The sequence below is a fragment of the Paenibacillus radicibacter genome (assembly GCF_024721995.1).
Classification (GTDB): Bacteria; Bacillota; Bacilli; order Paenibacillales; family NBRC-103111; genus Paenibacillus_AM; species Paenibacillus_AM radicibacter.
Map to the genome: position 1 here is coordinate 17132 of NZ_JANQBC010000005.1, position 14826 is coordinate 31957.

The following is a 14826-nucleotide window of genomic DNA, read 5'->3' on the forward strand; positions in this document are numbered from 1 at the left end:
TCTTTTTTTCATTGGAATCATATTGACGCGGGAAGTATGTGGTGTTAAAATTACGGATAACTTCATTTTGGTAGCATGGTAACATGGTAGCGAACTAAAGCGTTTGTTAAATGATAATTAGATATGAACATAATAAATAGATGATGAAAATGAAAGAAATAGACAGGATAAGGGTAGGAGGAATGACATGTCTAGACCGAAAGTGTTTGAAAAGCCTGCAGGGATGAAGGATTTCCTGCCAGAGGCTGCCGTACAAATGAGAGAAGTTGAGCATCAGGTGCTGGACTGTATGCAGCGGTGGGGATATAGGGAGATCATTACACCCACATTGGAATATTACGATACCGTCGGTAAGGCTTCATCGACAGAAGATCGCAAGTTGTTTAAGCTGCTCGATCGTAATGGCACAACCCTGGTGATGCGCTCCGATATGACGACGCCTATTGCGCGTGTAGTATCTTCAATACTTAAAGAAGAGGCTTTTCCGATCCGAATTTCGTATCATGCCAATGTGTTTCGAGCAATGGAAGACGATGCAGGGCGGGGAGCTGAGTTTTATCAGACAGGTGTAGAACTTGTCGGAGATGCAACACCTGATGCGGATGCGGAAGTTGTGGCACTTGCGATTGCATCGCTAAAGGCGGCAGGTGTGGAAACTTTCAAAATTGCGATTGGTCATGTCGGTTTTCTGCACGGATTTTTCCAAGAGATGTTGGTCGGCCTACCCGAAGTGCAGCAAGCACTTAAAGATTGCTTGCTCTATCGGGATTACGTCGGGTACAGGGATATCTTACGGACATTGCAACTTGGAGAAGAGACGCTGGAGTGTGTGATGAACATCTTGCGACTGCGGGGCGGAGCGGAAGTATGTGATCAGGCGCTTGCGATGACAGAAGATTCGCTTGCAGAGGCTTCGATTAAGCACTTATGTGAAATATGGCATGTACTTGAAGCATACGGAGTAAGTGAGCACGTGTTGATTGATCTAACGATGATCGGGGATTTCGACTATTACACGGGGATGACTTTCGAAGGGTATGCAGCAGGGCATGGCTTTCCGGTATGTGCAGGAGGGCGCTACGATAACTTGCTTAAACAATTCGGTAGACCCGCACCTGCAACAGGGTTCTCACTTAAGACGAATCGGATCTTGGAAGTCATCGCAACGAACGAGCAGGAACAACCTAAACGTATCTTAATTATTTATGATGTGAAGCATCGCGTAGAAGCGCTGAAATGTGCGGCTGAATATCGCGCTGAAAAAAATGTGTTCGTACAGACGTTGCTGTTGTCGGCGCTAGACAGAGTAGCCGCCTATTCGCAAACGGAGGATGGCAGGTATCTGTATCAAGGGGTTGTGTATCAAGAGATTGTAACGTGTATTGAGGAGGTGTAAATGGTGGGTGAGATGTTAAAAGTCGCGATGCCCAAGGGGCGTATATATAAACAAGCTTTTAAGTTGTTCCGTGAGGCTGGCATATCCATTCCAGAGGAAACGGATGATTCGCGCCGGCTCATGATTTCTTTTCCAGAAGCGGGGATGGAGTTCATTCTAGCAAAGCCTGTTGATGTACCAACTTATGTGGAGTATGGGGTCGCGGATCTTGGTGTTGTTGGCAAGGATGTGTTGATGGAAGAGAATCGGGATGTATATGAACTGCTTGATCTAGGTATTGCACGCTGCCGAATGTCTGTCATTGCGAGTCCAGAATGGAAGCCTGTACTGAATCCAAGGGTCGCGACAAAGTATCCGAATGTCGCATCGGCTTATTTTCGCGAAAAAGGACAACAAGTTGAGATCATTAAGCTGAACGGTTCCATTGAGTTAGCGCCATTAATTGGACTTGGTGATCGCATTGTCGATATGGTAGAGACAGGGCAGACGTTACGTGAGAATGGGCTTGTTGAACAGGAAGAAATCTTCCAGATTACAAGCCGCCTAATTGCGAATCGGGTGAGTTATCGGATGAAAAATGCAGAGATTCAAAAGCTGTGTGACATGCTGCAACAGTCGATTGTGATAGAGAGTTGAGGGTAGTGGAAGTAGTAAAGGGAAAAGTCGGAGCGAGATAGAGATTCAGATATAGATAGTTTGGAGTGAGAGAACCGAGTTCGTTCAGATGAAGTATAGAGAGGTACATGTAAAAAATTTGGCAGTGGAGTAAAGGGGGAGAAGTGAATGAAGATTGTGCAGGCAAGCGATTTTTCGCTGAAGCGGGAAGTAGAGTACGGGACACCGGAGCAGAATGAGGCTGTGGCTCGCATTATTGAAGCGGTGCGTCAAGATGGCGATGAGGCGCTCATTCGATTTTCACGGGAGTTCGACCGCGTGGAGATTGAGTCGCTGCGCGTTGACGCAGCGGAGATTGAGGCGGCATACAAGCAAGTGGATGCCGAGTTCGTGGTAGCGCTGCGAAAGGCAGCCGCGAACATAAGGGCTTACCACGAGAAGCAGAAGCGTAACTCGTGGATGGATCTGCAGGAGGACGGCAGTATCCTCGGGCAAGTGATCCGACCGCTGAAGCGGGTCGGGCTCTACGTGCCCGGTGGGACGGCTGCGTATCCGTCCTCGGTGCTCATGAACGCCATCCCGGCACAGGTGGCGGGGGTTCGCGAGATCGTGATCGTGACGCCGCCGGCGACAGCGGGAAGTGCGGGAGTGAACCCGCACATTCTCGTTGCCGCAGCGGAAGCTGGGATCACGGAGGTGTACCGCGTCGGCGGGGCGCAGGCTATCGCGGCGCTCGCGTACGGCACCGCGTCCATCGCCGCGGTGGATAAGATCGTCGGCCCGGGTAACATCTATGTCGCTCTCGCCAAACGTAACGTGTTTGGCGTGGTGGATATCGACATGATCGCCGGGCCAACAGACATCGTCGTGCTCGCAGACGAATCCGCCGACCCGACTTACGTCGCGGCAGATTTGCTCGCTCAGGCTGAGCATGACGTGCTGTCACCTGCTACGCTGCTCACCCCGTCGCTTCCGCTTGCAGAGGCCGTGCAAGCGGAACTTGCGCGGCAACTCGAGGTGTTGCCGCGCCGCGAAATCGCCGCCGAGTCGACGGCAAATCGCGGTGCGATCGTGGTCACAGCCACAATCGACGAAGCGGTGCGTCTGGCGAATGCCATCGCACCAGAGCACATCGAACTGCTTGTCGCCGAGCCGTTCGCGCTTCTCCCCCGCATCGAGAATGCGGGAGCTATTTTCCTAGGACAATACTCGTCCGAGCCTGTAGGCGATTACTTTGCGGGACCTAATCATGTGCTGCCAACGAACGGCACGGCAAGATTCTCATCACCGCTTAGTGTCGATGATTTTATAAAGAAATCGAGCGTGATTCATTACAGCCGAGAAGCGCTGCTAGCAAGTGGCGATATGATCATGACGCTTGCGCGCAATGAAGGACTTGAAGGACATGCAAGAGCGATTGAAGTACGACTAAATAAAGAAAAAGAAAGATTAAACAAAGAACGAAGCGAGGGGAACTGATCATGACGGAGTGGGTGCAATCAAGCCGAGTGGCTTCTATCAAGCGAACGACGAATGAGACAGATATTCAGTTAACTTTAGATGTGGATGGGCAGGGGAAAGTCGAATTAGAAACCCCCGTTCCGTTCTTGAATCATATGCTCGATTTATTTACAAAGCATGGACAGTTTAATTTGAAGTTGGATGCAAAAGGTGACATCGAAATTGACGATCACCACACGGTTGAGGATATTGGAATCTGCTTAGGTCAGGCACTTCGTGAAGCACTTGGAGATAAGCGTGGGATTAAGCGTTATGCTTCTGTATTCGTCCCGATGGATGAGGCTTTGGCACAGGTTGTGATCGACATCTCGAACCGTCCTCACTTGGAGTATCGTGCGGTGTATCCTTCACAAGTGGTGGGATCATTCGATACGCAGCTTGTGCATGAATTCCTGTGGAAATTAGCGCTCGAAGCGCGTATTACACTACATGTCATCGTTCATTATGGCAGCAATACACACCACATGATCGAAGCAGTATTTAAGGCGCTTGCACGTGCCTTAGATGAGGCTACAACGGTCGATCCGCGTGTGCAGGGAGTTCCTTCAACGAAGGGGGTGCTCTAAAAAGTGGCAACGATTGCAATTGTCGATTATGGAATGGGAAATCTACACTCTGTAAGTAAAGGGGTCGAACGTCTAGGACATCAAGCTCTGATTACATCTGACCCGAAGGAGATTGAAGCTGCAGATGGCGTTATTTTGCCTGGTGTTGGCGCATTTGGTGATGCGATTGATCAACTTCGTGAAACGGGATTGGATCAGGTTGTGCGTGAGTACGTCCAAACGGGCAAGCCTCTGCTTGGGATCTGTCTAGGGATGCAATTGTTATTTACATCAAGTGAAGAGCATGGCGAGCATCAAGGACTGGATTTACTTCCGGGGCGTGTCGTTCGGTTTCAAGGCGAGCTGAAAGTGCCACATATGGGCTGGAATCGACTCGCACTTGCAAAGTCCGATCCACTGCTTACAGGAATTGAAGAAGGTCATGTGTATTTCGTGCATTCGTATCATGTTCTGCTTAATCAACCGAGTGATCTATTAGCGAGTACGGATTATGGTCAGCCTGTTACGGCAATTGTCGGGCGGGATAACGTATACGGCATGCAGTTCCACCCGGAAAAAAGCGGCGAACTTGGCATTCGATTACTTCGTAACTTTGTGGATATGTGCAGGAATCCGTTGATATGTGGATAGCTTACTCGTGAAAACTTTTATCCACATGTTGATAATTTTTGAAAACAGTTATACCTGTGTATAAATGAAATTGACGTCCATTCTGTACACATCCTGTACACAAGATGTGTATAAAGACAGGGTTTTCTATAATAACTCGTTTGAAGCGATTTGTGAAGTGGGGGGACGAAATTATGTCAGCTTTTATTATTTATCCAGCAATTGATATTCGAAATGGCAAATGTGTGCGTCTTGTTCAAGGCGATTATAACCAAGAGACGGTGTATAACGATAATCCTCTAGAAGTAGCTCAAGATTGGGCTGCACAAGGAGGGAAGTGGATTCATCTTGTGGACTTGGATGGAGCTAAGGCAGGCTATCCGGTTAATGATGAGTTAATCGGTAAGATTGCGGAGAGTGTGAAAGTACCGGTTCAAGTCGGCGGTGGGTTAAGAACAGAAGATGATGTGGATCGTCTGCTATCACTTGGTGTTTCGCGTGTTATCTTAGGTACGGCTGCGATTGAAGATCGTGAATTTGTGTATCGGGTGCTAAGTAAATACGGAGAGCAAGTTGCGATTGGTATTGATGCAAGGGAGGGTTATGTGGCAACTCGCGGTTGGTTAGAAACTTCGCAGGTGAAGGCTACAGACTTAGCTGTTCAACTTGCAGAGCATGGTGCTCGTACGTTTATTTTCACGGATATTTCCCGAGATGGGATGATGGAAGGTCCGAATGTGGAAGCCATTGTGGATTTAGCGCGTGTATCGGGTCAGACGGTGATTGCTTCAGGTGGAGTTTCACGTCCAAGTGATCTTACGAAGCTTGCTACTTATGCTGATGCAGGTGTAGGTGTAGGTGGAGCTATTGTTGGTAAGGCATTATACACAGGGGCGATTGATTTGAGAAAAGCACTTGTGGAGATCGGTTGATCTTCGGGTAATTAATCAGGTAGATAGTTTAGGAGAGGAGCGATAGACCATGTTAACGAAACGAATTGTCCCTTGTCTGGACGTTAAAGACGGGCGTGTTGTGAAGGGTGTTAACTTTGTTAACTTACGTGACGCAGGCGATCCGGTTGAACTTGCGGCAATCTATGATCGTGAAGGTGCAGATGAGCTTGTATTTCTCGATATATCAGCTTCGATTGAAGGTCGCGCTACGATGGTCAATGTTGTGCGTAAGACAGCGGGCGAGATCACGATTCCTTTTACAGTAGGCGGAGGGATTAGTTCGGTTGAGGATATGAGTCGCTTGCTTCGGGCTGGGGCAGATAAGATTGGCATTAATACAGCTGCCGTGTTAAATCCGGAGCTTGTATCTGATGGAGCTCGTAAATTCGGTGCTCAGTGTATCGTTGTAGCGATAGATGCGAAATTCAACCCAGAGTGGGGCGAGTGGGAAGTGTATACCCATGGCGGTCGATCAGCTACAGGCATTCGTACACTCGAATGGGTGAAACAGTTAGAGAAACTTGGTGCAGGTGAGCTGCTATTAACTTCGATGGATGCGGATGGGACGAAAGATGGCTTTGATATTAAGCTCACTCGTGAGGTTAGCCGCTTGGTGAACATTCCAGTGATTGCCTCTGGCGGAGCGGGAACGAAGCAGCACTTCTACGATGTATTTACCGAAGGCGGAGCAGATGCGGGACTAGCTGCAACGATTTTTCACTATAAGGAACTGACGATTCATGACGTTAAACAGAATTTGCGAAGCAAAGGGGTGGAAGTAAGATGATAGAAGTGAAATACGATGCGCAAGGGTTGGTGCCTGCGATTGTGCAGGATGCAGTGTCCAAGGATGTATTAATGCTTGCTTATATGAATGAAGAGTCGCTTAAACTTACGATAGAGTCGGGCGAAACGTGGTTCTGGAGTCGCTCCCGCGAGGAGTTGTGGCATAAAGGAGCAACGTCTGGCAATGTACAGAAGGTTCGCGACATTCGCTATGACTGTGATTCGGATACACTGCTCATATTCGTGGACCCACAAGGCCCCGCATGTCATACGGGGCAGTATACGTGTTTTTATCGGAAAATGGAGCCTGAAGATGCGTTATCAACACAATCTACTACTCGTGATCGCTTCTCCATTCTATCTTCGTTGGAATCCGTGATTGCTTCACGTGATCTAGAACGTCCAGAAGGATCTTACACCACTTATTTATTCGAAAAAGGTGTGGATAAGATTTTGAAAAAAGTCGGAGAAGAATCAGCAGAAGTAATTATCGCGGCTAAGAACAGTGACAATGAGGAGCTTCGTTATGAAGCAAGCGATCTTATTTTTCACTTGATGGTGTTATTAAGAGATCGGAAGTTGCCACTAGATGATGTGATGCGTGAATTGCAAAATCGACATTTGAACCCGAAGAAGGTATAGGGGGTTATCCTAGATATGTTTATTGATTATCATACTCATCATGAGCGCTGCGGTCATGCCGTTGGTCGATTGGAAGAGTACATTGAACGCGGCATCGCGATCGGACTTGATCAGCTTGGTCTGTCCGATCACATGCCGCTTTTGCATGTAGACCCAGCTACATACTTACCTGAGATGGCGATGGCAATGGATGAGTTGCCGCGATACGTGGAAGAAGCGCTTCATCTCAAAGAAAAATACAAGGGACAAATCGATATACGTGTGGGTCTAGAAGGGGACTATATCGAAGGCTATGAGCAGCAGATAGAGCGTATTATTAAGGCGTATCCATGGGATTATGTGATTGGTTCGGTTCATTTTCTAGGAACATGGGATGTCTCTGATTTTCGACAATTAGCGCAGTGGGACAATCGGGATGTGAATGTCGTGTATCGTCAGTATTATGATGCTGTGCAAAAGGCTGCAAAGAGTGGTTTGTACGATTTTCTTGGACATATCGATATGATCAAGCGTTTTGGCTATAAGCCGGCCGAAGATATGTTGGCACTTGAAAGGGAAACGCTGGGTATCATCAAAGACAATAATATGGCAATTGAGGTGAATGCTTCCGGATTACGACATCAGGTAAATTCGATGTACCCGAGTCGTGACCTGTTGGAATATGCTTGTCAGATCGGGATTCCTGTTACGATGGGCTCGGATGCTCATGCGCCTGAGCGGTTAGCTGAGAACTTAGAAGTTGCACAAAAATGTTTAAAAGAAATCGGTTTTACGGAACTTGCCACATTTTGCTCACGAAGTCGGATTTTACTTCCTTTTTAATTTCCTTGACTTTCATGTATAATAAATGTGAAGTGACACGAACTGACATTGAAGCTCGAATAATGTCTTCCCACAAGAAGGGGAGGACTTTTCGTGCGGAATCTATTTTTCGGAGGTAACCATGACATCCCAAAACCAAGTAAAAATCTTTTCCGGGTCTTCCAATCCAGACCTTGCCAAACGTATTTGTGACGAACTAGGACAACCGCTAGGTAAAATTAAACTATCCCGTTTCAAGAGCGGTGAAATCTACTGCTGTTATGAGGAAAGCATTCGGAATTGTGACGTGTACTTGGTACAAACATTCTCCCACCCGATTAACGAACATATGATGGAATTGTTAATTATGATGGACGCGGCGAAGAGAGCATCAGCTAGAACTATCAACCTGGTCCTTCCTTATTATGGTTACTCCCGTCAAGAAAGAAAAGCAGCTCCGCGCGAACCGATTTCTGCTAAACTAATGGCTGATTTGTTTGTGGCTGCAGGATCACACCGCTTGATCACAATTGATCTGCATGCGCCGGCGATTCAAGCGTTCTTCAACATCCCAGTTGATCATCTAACTGCACTTGATCTAATTACGGATTACATCCGCAAGAAAGATATCAAGAACCCAATTATCGTATCTCCGGATGCGGGTCGTGCAACGACAGCTGAGAAAATGGCGAACATACTTGACGCTCCGTTTGCGATTATGATTAAGAAGCGTCCTGAGCATAACGAATCCGTTATTACACACGTAATTGGTGATGTTAAGGGCCGTACGCCGATTATTATTGAGGATTTGATTGATACTGGATCAACGATCGTAAATGTTGTTGAAGGGCTAAAAGAACGCGGTGCTGAGGATGCTTATGTATGCGCAACTCACCCTGTATTCTCTGGACCAGCATTAGAACGTCTTGACCATCCGAATATTAAAGAAGTTGTCATCACGGATTCCTTAGCAATTGGCTCTGAATATCCTGAACGCTTCAAAGTTCTATCTGTTGCACCGCTATTAAGTGATGCAATCCGCATTATTAATGATGGTGGATCCATCTCCTCCTTGTTCAAATACGGCGGTATCTAAGACTTAGCTGATTTTACAAGGGAAAGGTGTATGGTATACTAAAAGACGTATATTGGAAAGTTATGGAGGTGTCTTGTGATGAGAAAAAAGCGTGTCACCGCGAATGCTGCAACAACAAACACAAATGTAATACCCGTTCGTATGGATGCCACGTTCTTCTTCGAGAGGGCTGTACAATCCCTGGATCGATATCATTATGACAAGGCACTCAAGTACTTTCGCCGGACCGTTGAGTATGAAAAAGACAACCCAGTCAATTATCACAACTTGGCTGGTGTGTTGTCTGAAATGGGTAAATATGAAGAGTCGAACCAAGTACTAACACAAGTCGTTGAGCAAGTTGATCCTGCCGCGACTGAGTGTTATTTCTATATGGCGAATAATTATTCAAATATGGAACGATTTGATTTAGCAGAAAAGGCGATCATTCAGTACCTAGAGAATGACCCGAAAGGGTTATATCTTGATGAGTCTGAAGAGATGCTGGAGATGCTAACTTATGAACTGGAGCGTGCACCTAAGGTCACCCGTATCAAAGCGAGAGAAGGGTTGTTCGAACACGACCATGCTCGTGAACTATTGGAAGCGGGTAAATTCGGTGAAGCACTTCGGACTTTGGAAGCTATCGTAGAGAAAGATCCTGAGTTTCTAGCGGCGCGCAACAATTTGGCACTGGCTTACTATTACACAGGTCAATTCGACCAAGCGGTCGATACGATTCATCAAGTACTTACACTTGAGCCTGGCAATCTGCATGGTCTATGTAACTTGGCGATATTTAGTCAGCATTTACGAAAAGAAGCGGAAGTCCGCGAGATCTTGCAAATGCTTCAAAATATGGTGCCACTACATCCTGACCATATGTTTAAATTGGCGACGACGATGGGAATTCTAGGGGATCATGCGACGGCTTATTCCTTATTCAAGCGACTATTAAAGTATGGTGAGGGAAATGATGATCCTTGCCTCTATCATTATACAGCAGTAGCTGCTAGCAATATTGGATATTATGTGGAAGCGAAGCGCTTGTGGCTGCAAGCAGAGAAGCTGGATCCGAAATCGGATGTTGCACCTTTTTATTTGCAGCAAATGAAAGAGCTTGAGGCAGGTCGTCTAGGAAAGCTGCACTATCACTATCACCTTCCATTTGAAGAGCAATTCCGTCTCATTGAGAAGGCATCTAGTGGTGTTGCTGAGCATCTTAAAGAGGATCCACTCGTTCGCTCCTCCTTCTTCTGGGGACTTCGACATGGGGATAAGAATACGAAGTTGCAGGTCATTCAAGCTTTTGGTCTCATTGGAGACAAGGAAGTGCGAGCTGCATTACTTGAGTTTGTTCTCGAACCTGATGAAGAGGATGCTGTGAAGAAAGCCGCTTTGTTCGTCCTTCGCTCCATTGGAGTGGAAGGTCCGATTAAAGCGTATCTAGATGGCAGTTTACAAGAAGTAACGGATGCTTCTTCTGGGTTTAACTTACCGGTATGGGAGCCTAAATGGCAGACTGTGATGGAAGTTGCTTATAAACAAATGCATAAACGGTATGATTTGATACAACAGCATGATTTGGAAACACTATGGGTAGATTTTCTATCACGGGTATATCCAAACACGCCGAGAATTGCGAAGATTGAAGGTTGGTCTGCTGCACTTGAGTATTGGATCGCCAAAATGCATCGTAAAGCAATTACGTATCAAGAAGTAGCAGATCGTTATGGCACGACTGTCACGACGGTAAGCAAGAACGTGAAGCTAATTGATGAAGTGTGTGGTCTTAAACAAAAAATGGCGGCATTATGGCCTAAGTATCTAGATATTTAAGGGGGAACGCCTTATGTATAAATCCATTATCATCGGTACAGGTCCTGCTGGACTTACAGCAGCGATTTACTTAGCACGTGCGAACCTAAATCCACTTGTCATTGAAGGTCCAGAACCAGGCGGACAATTAACAACGACAACAGAAGTGGAAAACTTCCCAGGCTTCCCTGATGGGATTATGGGTCCAGAACTGATGGCGAACATGCGTAAACAAGCGGAGCGCTTTGGTGCTGAGTTTAAGACAGGTTGGGTAAATTCTGTTGATCTAAGCAGCCGTCCTTTCAAATTGCAAGTAGAAGGTATGGGTGAGCTTGTAGCGGAGTCCGTTATTATCTCAACAGGTGCTTCAGCGAGATACTTAGGCATTGAAAATGAGCGTGAGAACGTAGGACGTGGTGTGAGCACATGTGCAACTTGTGACGGATTCTTCTTCCGTAATAAGAAGATCATCGTAGTTGGCGGTGGAGACTCTGCAATGGAAGAAGCACACTTCTTAACGAAATTCGCTTCAGAAGTTGTACTTGTACACCGTAGAAATGAACTTCGTGCTTCGAAAATTATGCAAGACCGTGCACGTTCCAATCCGAAAATTACGTGGAACTTGGACAAAACCCCGCTTGCTGTTGAAGCAAATGGCATGGGTGTAACTGCTCTAAAAGTTCGCAATAATGAGACTGGCGAAGATGAATTAATCGAGACTAACGGTATTTTCGTAGCGATTGGACATACACCAAATACAAAATTCCTCGGCGGTCAAATTACGACAGATGAGCAAGGCTACATTATTGTGAATCCGGGTTCGAGCGAAACGAATATCCCGGGTGTGTTTGCTTGTGGTGACGTACAAGATTCCAAGTACCGTCAAGCGATCTCAGCAGCAGGTAGTGGTTGTATGGCTGCACTTGATTGCGAAAGATTCCTTGAAGCGTAAATGATAAGCATTCGATAAGGCTCCGAATAGGAGCTTTTCTTTTTTCGTATAGATTAGATGGTGGCTTTGGTTTGTAGGTAGATCATTGTAAACATAGACACATTTGGATATCCTTGACCTTGATACAGGGTTGGCTTATAGTTGACTGTGTAAACGGTACCCGGATATTTTTTTGAACAAAAACACTTTTCTTTGAGGTGACTTGGAATGGCAAATCAGATTTACGTTGGCGTTGATCTCGGTGGTACGAGTATTAAAGTAGGACTTTGCGACGAGAACGGGCAACTACTTCATAAGTATGAAGGCCCAACGCTATCCGAAGAAGGCGCAGAAGCTGTGCTGGATCGTATCGCAGACTATTGCAGAAAAGCAGTTGAAGAAGCTGGATATGCATGGGAGCAAGTTGCGGGTGTTGGAGCAGGAATTGCAGGTTTCCTCAATATTCGTGAAGGGATTGTAGAATTGTCAGCAAATCTCGGTTGGCGCGATGTCCCTGTCAAAAAAAGCCTAGAAGAAAAACTAGGTAAAACAGTGAAGATTGATAATGATGCGAACGTTGCTGCGCTTGGTGAAGCGTGGGGTGGCGCAGGTAAAGGCATCTCCAACTTGATATGCTACACGCTTGGTACAGGCGTTGGCGGCGGTATTATTCTAAATGGTCGTATTTATCAAGGGTTTAAAGGAATGGCTGGGGAACTTGGTCATATGAGTGTAGTGCCTGATATTGAAGCTATTCAGTGTTCTTGTGGTCAGTTTGGCTGTCTAGAAACGGTGTCTTCTGCAACAGGAATTATCCGTATGGCGAAAAATGCGGTTGAACGCGGTGAACATACAAGTCTAGCACTATTGCCGAAAATTACAGCGAAAGATGTGTTTGAGGCAGCAAGTGCGCATGACGAAACTGCACAACGCATCGTAAGTCGTGCGGCTTACTATTTGGGACGCTCCATGGCGCATTTAGCTGCGATGCTTAATCCAGAGCGCTTTATTGTAGGCGGCGGGGTTTCACACGCAGGTGAACTATTGTTTGTACCAGTTCGTGAAACATTTGATAAATATGCACCTGCTCCACTTAAAGCAGACGTTGATATTGTTCCAGCTACACTTGGTAATGATGCTGGTTGCATTGGCGCGGCAGGTCTGAATTTATTCTAGAAACAGGTCGAAGTGATTGACCTAACGGGAGAGGGTTAACCATGGATAACACATCCACGATTGCCAAGCTTGTTATCATTACGGGGATGTCTGGGGCAGGTAAAACCATTGCTGTTCAATGTTTTGAAGACTTAGGGTTCTTCTGTGTGGATAACTTGCCACCCGTATTGATTCCGAAGTTTGCAGAGCTAATTGAACAATCCCAAGGTAAAATTGGCAAAGTAGCGCTTGTCATTGATTTAAGAGGAAGAGAATTCTTTACAGCGCTACATGAGTCGCTGCGTACAGTTCGTGAGAATTACACGATCACGTATGAAATTCTGTTCTTAGATGCCACGGATGGAACCTTGGTTCAACGTTACAAAGAAACACGTCGTCGTCATCCACTTGCGAAGGATGGATTGCCACTTGAGGGTATTCATGCTGAGCGCAAGCTACTTGAGGAGCTTAAAGGTTTAGCGAGTCAAGTGATTGACACGAGTTCATTAAAACCTGCACAGCTGAAACAAAGTATTTTCTCTCGATTCACCAATCTGGATGCCAATCGCATATCCATAAATGTGATCTCTTTTGGGTTTAAGTATGGTGTCCCAATCGATGCAGATCTGATCTTCGATGTTCGCTTCTTGCCCAATCCGCACTATGTCGAGAATTTACGACCGCAGACGGGTCAGAATGAAGAAGTGTATGATTACGTAATGAAGTGGAATGAAACACAAGAGTTTTTAGCAAAACTATTGGATATGCTTCAGTTCTTAGTGCCACAGTACAAAAAAGAAGGCAAGAGCCAGGTTGTTGTTGGTATTGGATGTACAGGAGGCAAGCATCGCTCCGTTGCCATTGCTGAATACTTAGGCAAGATGCTAAGTTCCTCTGAGACGGAAGTCGTAAGAGTAAGTCATCGTGATGCGGAACGGGATCGTCATTAAGAGGGTGAAACTTATGTCAAGTAGAGGCTACGGACCGATGCCTAGACCGAAGATCGTCGTATTCGGCGGTGGAACGGGTTTATCTGTCATGTTGCGTGGTTTAAAAGAAAAGCCGCTCGACATTACAGCAATCGTAACGGTTGCTGATGATGGAGGAAGTTCAGGCGTATTGCGGTCAGAGTTAGGTATGCCTCCTCCGGGAGATATTCGAAACGTGCTCACAGCACTTGCTGATGTTGAGCCGCTTCTTTCATTGATGCTGCAGTATCGGTTCCGAGAAGGGACTGGGCTTGCAGGACATTCGCTTGGTAATTTAATATTAGCTGCGATGAAAGATATAACAGGTGATTTTGTCACAGGGATTAAGGAGATGTCGCGTGCATTTGCTGTGAGGGGCCGTGTGCTGCCAACGGCGAATCAAGCGATTATTCTTAATGCTGAGATGGAGGATGGCACTTTGGTTGTAGGTGAGTCCAAAATTCCTGAAGCTCGCAGCCGTATTAAACGTGTTTTTTTGGAACCAGCTGATGTGCAGCCGTTACCTGAAGCGCTTCAAGCGATTCGTGAGGCAGATGCAATATTGTGTGGTCCAGGTTCATTGTATACGAGTATATTACCGAATCTACTTGTCCCGCATGTGGCGGAAGAAATTCTGAAATCCAATGCGGTCAAAATGTTCATCTGCAACGTGATGACACAGCCGGGTGAAACGGATAACTACACGGTAAGTGATCATCTAGAAGCTGTTCATGCACATGTCGGTCATCATCTATTCGATTATGTGATTGTGAACAATGGTGAAATTCCTCCACAAGTACAAGATAAATATGCGGAAAAAGGTGCAAAAGCGGTTCATCTAGACTTAGAAGAAGTGAAGAAGCGAGGCTATGAGGTGATCGCGGATCGTCTTGTTCTATTCCGGACGTACTTACGTCATGATGCTGCCAAATTAAGCGACCATATTTATCAGATTGTCGAAAGTTGGATGTTAAGAAAGGGGTGAGATGG

General features: G+C 46.2%; 15 protein-coding genes. All 15 read left to right on the top strand.

Annotated features, from left to right (window positions below; translation table 11 throughout):
- The first annotated feature begins 187 nt into the window (after nt 1-187).
- The 15 genes from NV379_RS11800 to mgfK all read left to right on the top strand — a co-directional run bounded on the left by NV379_RS11800 (nt 188) and on the right by mgfK (nt 14821).
- Nucleotides 188-1396: an ATP phosphoribosyltransferase regulatory subunit gene (locus tag NV379_RS11800; RefSeq protein ID WP_258207518.1), complete on the top strand. Its 1209-nt coding sequence runs from the start codon at nt 188-190 to the stop codon at nt 1394-1396.
- A gap of 3 nt (nt 1397-1399) precedes the next feature.
- Nucleotides 1400-2032, top strand: coding sequence for an ATP phosphoribosyltransferase (hisG, locus tag NV379_RS11805; protein ID WP_258207519.1), 633 nt, complete (start codon nt 1400-1402; stop codon nt 2030-2032).
- A gap of 147 nt (nt 2033-2179) precedes the next feature.
- On the top strand, nt 2180-3490 hold the full coding sequence (hisD, locus tag NV379_RS11810) for a histidinol dehydrogenase (RefSeq protein WP_258207520.1): 1311 nt from the start codon (nt 2180-2182) through the stop codon (nt 3488-3490).
- A gap of 2 nt (nt 3491-3492) precedes the next feature.
- Entirely contained in the window at nt 3493-4098 is a 606-nt protein-coding gene (gene hisB, locus NV379_RS11815) for an imidazoleglycerol-phosphate dehydratase HisB (protein WP_258207521.1), read from the top strand.
- 3 nt (nt 4099-4101) lie between these two features.
- Nucleotides 4102-4728, top strand: a complete 627-nt coding sequence (hisH, locus tag NV379_RS11820) for an imidazole glycerol phosphate synthase subunit HisH (protein WP_258207522.1) — start codon at nt 4102-4104, stop codon at nt 4726-4728.
- 173 nt (nt 4729-4901) lie between these two features.
- On the top strand, nt 4902-5639 hold the full coding sequence (gene hisA, locus NV379_RS11825) for a 1-(5-phosphoribosyl)-5-[(5-phosphoribosylamino)methylideneamino]imidazole-4-carboxamide isomerase (protein ID WP_258207523.1): 738 nt from the start codon (nt 4902-4904) through the stop codon (nt 5637-5639).
- Nucleotides 5640-5688: 49 nt separating this feature from the next.
- Nucleotides 5689-6447 (top strand): imidazole glycerol phosphate synthase subunit HisF, encoded by a 759-nt coding sequence (gene hisF / locus NV379_RS11830; protein ID WP_258207524.1) that lies wholly within the window; start codon nt 5689-5691, stop codon nt 6445-6447.
- A complete protein-coding gene (gene hisIE / locus NV379_RS11835) occupies nt 6444-7088 on the top strand; it encodes a bifunctional phosphoribosyl-AMP cyclohydrolase/phosphoribosyl-ATP diphosphatase HisIE (RefSeq protein WP_258207525.1) in 645 nt (214 codons plus the stop codon). Before hisF ends, hisIE begins: the two co-directional genes overlap by 4 nt.
- Before the next feature lie 15 nt (nt 7089-7103).
- Nucleotides 7104-7910 (top strand): histidinol-phosphatase HisJ, encoded by an 807-nt coding sequence (hisJ, locus tag NV379_RS11840; protein WP_258207526.1) that lies wholly within the window; start codon nt 7104-7106, stop codon nt 7908-7910.
- Between the two features lie 121 nt (nt 7911-8031).
- Nucleotides 8032-8985, top strand: a complete 954-nt coding sequence (locus NV379_RS11845; RefSeq protein WP_258207527.1) for a ribose-phosphate diphosphokinase — start codon at nt 8032-8034, stop codon at nt 8983-8985.
- Nucleotides 8986-9060: 75 nt separating this feature from the next.
- Entirely contained in the window at nt 9061-10803 is a 1743-nt protein-coding gene (locus tag NV379_RS11850) for a tetratricopeptide repeat protein (protein WP_373426108.1), read from the top strand.
- Nucleotides 10804-10816: 13 nt separating this feature from the next.
- The gene (trxB, locus tag NV379_RS11855) at nt 10817-11734 is read left to right on the top strand and encodes a thioredoxin-disulfide reductase (protein ID WP_258207529.1); all 918 of its coding nucleotides are present in this window, start codon (nt 10817-10819) and stop codon (nt 11732-11734) included.
- Between the two features lie 207 nt (nt 11735-11941).
- Entirely contained in the window at nt 11942-12889 is a 948-nt protein-coding gene (locus tag NV379_RS11860; RefSeq protein ID WP_258207530.1) for an ROK family glucokinase, read from the top strand.
- A gap of 41 nt (nt 12890-12930) precedes the next feature.
- Nucleotides 12931-13818, top strand: coding sequence for an RNase adapter RapZ (rapZ, locus tag NV379_RS11865; protein WP_258207531.1), 888 nt, complete (start codon nt 12931-12933; stop codon nt 13816-13818).
- A 13-nt stretch (nt 13819-13831) separates the two neighbouring features.
- Nucleotides 13832-14821, top strand: a complete 990-nt coding sequence (gene mgfK, locus NV379_RS11870) for a gluconeogenesis morphogenetic factor MgfK (protein WP_258207532.1) — start codon at nt 13832-13834, stop codon at nt 14819-14821.
- Nucleotides 14822-14826 lie beyond the last annotated feature (5 nt).

Excerpts from the sequence above, each read along its gene's own strand:
- NV379_RS11800 (WP_258207518.1), top strand. The coding sequence starts at position 188 with ATGTCTAGACCGAAAGTGTTTGAAAAGCCTGCAGGGATGAAGGATTTC.
- NV379_RS11860 (WP_258207530.1), top strand. The coding sequence starts at position 11,942 with ATGGCAAATCAGATTTACGTTGGCGTTGATCTCGGTGGTACGAGTATT.
- rapZ (WP_258207531.1), top strand. The coding sequence starts at position 12,931 with ATGGATAACACATCCACGATTGCCAAGCTTGTTATCATTACGGGGATG.
- mgfK (WP_258207532.1), top strand. The coding sequence starts at position 13,832 with ATGTCAAGTAGAGGCTACGGACCGATGCCTAGACCGAAGATCGTCGTA.
- hisJ (WP_258207526.1), top strand. The coding sequence starts at position 7,104 with ATGTTTATTGATTATCATACTCATCATGAGCGCTGCGGTCATGCCGTT.
- hisIE (WP_258207525.1), top strand. The coding sequence starts at position 6,444 with ATGATAGAAGTGAAATACGATGCGCAAGGGTTGGTGCCTGCGATTGTG.
- hisA (WP_258207523.1), top strand. The coding sequence starts at position 4,902 with ATGTCAGCTTTTATTATTTATCCAGCAATTGATATTCGAAATGGCAAA.
- hisF (WP_258207524.1), top strand. The coding sequence starts at position 5,689 with ATGTTAACGAAACGAATTGTCCCTTGTCTGGACGTTAAAGACGGGCGT.
- hisB (WP_258207521.1), top strand. The coding sequence starts at position 3,493 with ATGACGGAGTGGGTGCAATCAAGCCGAGTGGCTTCTATCAAGCGAACG.
- trxB (WP_258207529.1), top strand. The coding sequence starts at position 10,817 with ATGTATAAATCCATTATCATCGGTACAGGTCCTGCTGGACTTACAGCA.
- NV379_RS11845 (WP_258207527.1), top strand. The coding sequence starts at position 8,032 with ATGACATCCCAAAACCAAGTAAAAATCTTTTCCGGGTCTTCCAATCCA.
- hisD (WP_258207520.1), top strand. The coding sequence starts at position 2,180 with ATGAAGATTGTGCAGGCAAGCGATTTTTCGCTGAAGCGGGAAGTAGAG.